Source organism: Shewanella hafniensis (genome assembly GCF_019655335.1).
GTDB lineage: Bacteria > Pseudomonadota > Gammaproteobacteria > Enterobacterales > Shewanellaceae > Shewanella > Shewanella hafniensis.
In genome coordinates this window covers 1-2,594 of sequence record NZ_BPFD01000157.1, presented here as the reverse complement: position 1 = coordinate 2,594, position 2,594 = coordinate 1, and the positions used below count along the sequence as shown (strand labels likewise).

At 42.1% G+C, this 2,594-nt stretch carries 2 protein-coding genes and 1 pseudogene; 2 read left to right on the top strand and 1 reads right to left on the bottom strand.

All coding sequences use genetic code 11. The annotated features are described in order from the left end of the window. Window positions 1-816: 816 nt before the first annotated feature. Window positions 817-1,716 (bottom strand): EamA family transporter RarD, encoded by a 900-nt coding sequence (rarD, locus tag K5Q99_RS21570; protein ID WP_220778092.1) that lies wholly within the window; start codon window positions 1,714-1,716, stop codon window positions 817-819. Between the two features lie 109 nt (window positions 1,717-1,825). On the opposite strand from rarD, the gene K5Q99_RS21565 reads away from it, so the two are divergent. Together K5Q99_RS21565 and K5Q99_RS21560 are read left to right on the top strand one after the other, a co-directional pair. Next, on the top strand, window positions 1,826-2,278 hold the full coding sequence (locus K5Q99_RS21565) for an Lrp/AsnC family transcriptional regulator (protein WP_220778091.1): 453 nt from the start codon (window positions 1,826-1,828) through the stop codon (window positions 2,276-2,278). A gap of 34 nt (window positions 2,279-2,312) precedes the next feature. Further along, window positions 2,313-2,594, top strand: a pseudogene (locus tag K5Q99_RS21560) (transposase); the annotation flags it as partial.

The window sequence follows — 2,594 nt, the reverse complement described above, 5'->3', positions numbered from 1 at the left end:
GCATTACACTCAAAAAACGCATTCACTTTGTTTTTTAAAAATCATTGTTTTTACAGCATTAATTTTTAAAATATGCTCTGCATAAGCGCATTTTTGCTGTAAATTTATCTTTACAAAATGACGGTGCGAACATCGCTAACTTAAGGGTAAGCCGATTAACCCACATTAAAATTTGTTACTACATAACAATGATATAAACGACGAATTAACCTTAAATTTGTCAGCAAAAAAATATTTTTGAGGAAATAAAGAATTTTTTTAGCAAACCGTGAAAAAAGGCAAGTTTATCGTTTTTAATTACGCATAACCCATTCAAAAGTTGCCCCTGATGTCGCGATTTGGAAATGCATGTTTGTTTGGCAAGATAAACGCATGCTGAACCTCGATGGGTAAGACGCGCTAAACACGCCGGAATGTAGCAGCATGCCTTCATGTGGCAGATTAACGTGAGAGTTGAGAAAGGGGCAAATGTCTGAAGCGTACTCTATTTGTTGTCCACAAGAGAGGGGAAGGTTGGTGATATGACTGATAACATTACCATCTATAACGTTTTTGCTTGTCAAGGCATGCGGGTATTAGACCTTAGATACCGAACCTACTTCTGGCTAGGGTAATGAACTGCGGTCGATCCGTTCATCCCTGGGTCACAATAAAATATACGAATGCAACGACGAACAGTGGATACAACAATGCCAATCTTAAGTTATCAATATGGCAGTCTGTTCTAAATAGCTTATGCCCCATTGCGATTTGGCGTTATTAGATAAGTGCTGATAAGTGGCTAGAATTAGCCATACTTTTACTAATGATCCACACTTAGACGTTTCTTGATTTAAACATATTAATCCCTCCCTCTAACATCAACACAATAACGGCTAACCAAATACCGATATAGGTAGGCCATTCACATGGGGTAACTGTCTCGCCAAGCATTATAGCAACGATAAGTAACAGTAAGGGCTCTACATAGATAAGTAGCCCGAAAAGACTCAGGTTCAAGTGCGGAGCTGATAATGATTGTAACCCAAGAGCCAAGGCACTGATTGCACCTAAGCCAATGGCTAACCAGAGTGTTAGGCTACTATCACTAAAACTTTCAATCACGTAGCCGCCATTTAAGATGAAGTAAATGCATAACGGGACACTGAGCAACATATCAAACCAGACACCACCAATGTTATTGGTGCCAGTTTTATGCCTTAGCCAGAAGTAGATTGGGTATCCTAAGCATATAGCCAGTGTTGGCCAAGTTAAGGTTTGAGAAATGGCGACTTGGTTCACTACACCAAGTAAAGCAAAAAGACAGGCAATCCATTGCATTACTGACATCTTGTCCTTAAAAGCAAATCGGCCAACCACTACCATAGTGATGGGCATTATAAAATATCCCAGTGATACTGCTAAGCCATACCCATTACCTGGAGCCCACATGAATAACCAAAGCTGAATACCGATTAAAAAGCTGGATGCGATTCGAGTTAGCCAAAAGTGTTTTTCATGAATGACTCGCTGATAAATTGCGGCGACTTGCGACCAATACCCCCGAACGATAATGAAGAGGGTTAACAGTGGCAGCGTGAAGAGAATGCGCCAACCATAGATTTCTTCACCGCTGAGAGCTTCTAATAGGGCAGTGTAAGCGAATATTACTGCAAAGAGCGCGGACGCGGCCACATTTAGGCTGACACCGAGCAAGGTATTGGGAACTGATTTCATAACGTCCAGACGCAAATGAGAAATTGAATTGTATTTTATTGTGTTACCTTTGGGAAAAGGTCTCTAAATTGATGCTGTTTTCGATAAAATTTCTCATCTGGATGTCATTATGTCGCTCGATAAATACGATCATGTTCTTCTCACCTTGTTGCAATTGAACTGTCAAACTCCACTGCGAGAGTTGGCTGAAGCAGTTCACTTGTCTACGGCTTCTGTTCAGCGACGTATTCAAAAGCTGAGGGACAGCGGTTACATCCAATCGACAGTGGCAATCTTAGACCCAGATAAACTGAAAAAAGTCATCACAATCTTTGTTGAAGTTCAGGTTGAAAAAACCGATATCAATGCACTTAGGCAATTAAAACAGGACTTTTCCGGCTCAGAAGTACAACAATGTTACTACGTAACTGGGGATGCCGATTTTATGCTGGTTCTGCTTGTGCCGCATATGCAACGCTTCCAAGAACTATGTGATCAAATGTTCCATAATAACGCGAATGTTAAATGGTTCAGAACCATTGTGGCTTTAGACCGAGTTAAGGCGACTTTAGATGTGTTGTAGCATAACGCTGCACCTTTTAGTGCAGTAACAATGACATTGCTTAATTCCAGGCGGGGTAGTGACGTCGGAGGGTATTGGCATGGCGTGAAAACGGATTATCTGTTTCCGGTGAAAGCCTTGTCCACCGTGTATCGGGCCAAGTTATTACGGGCGCTGCGACAACATGAGCTGGCTATCCCTGCGGCTGATACCTTAATGGCAAAACCGTGGTGTGTTTACAGCAAAGCGTGTCTGAGCCGCGCCGAAACCGTGGTGGAATACCTCGGGCGTTATACCCGTAAAGGCATGCTGCATGAATCAAGAATTGCCGACGTCA

Bases quoted from the DNA above. Each gene is read 5' to 3' on its own strand.
- rarD (WP_220778092.1), bottom strand. From the start codon at position 1,716: ATGAAATCAGTTCCCAATACCTTGCTCGGTGTCAGCCTAAATGTGGCC.
- K5Q99_RS21565 (WP_220778091.1), top strand. From the start codon at position 1,826: ATGTCGCTCGATAAATACGATCATGTTCTTCTCACCTTGTTGCAATTG.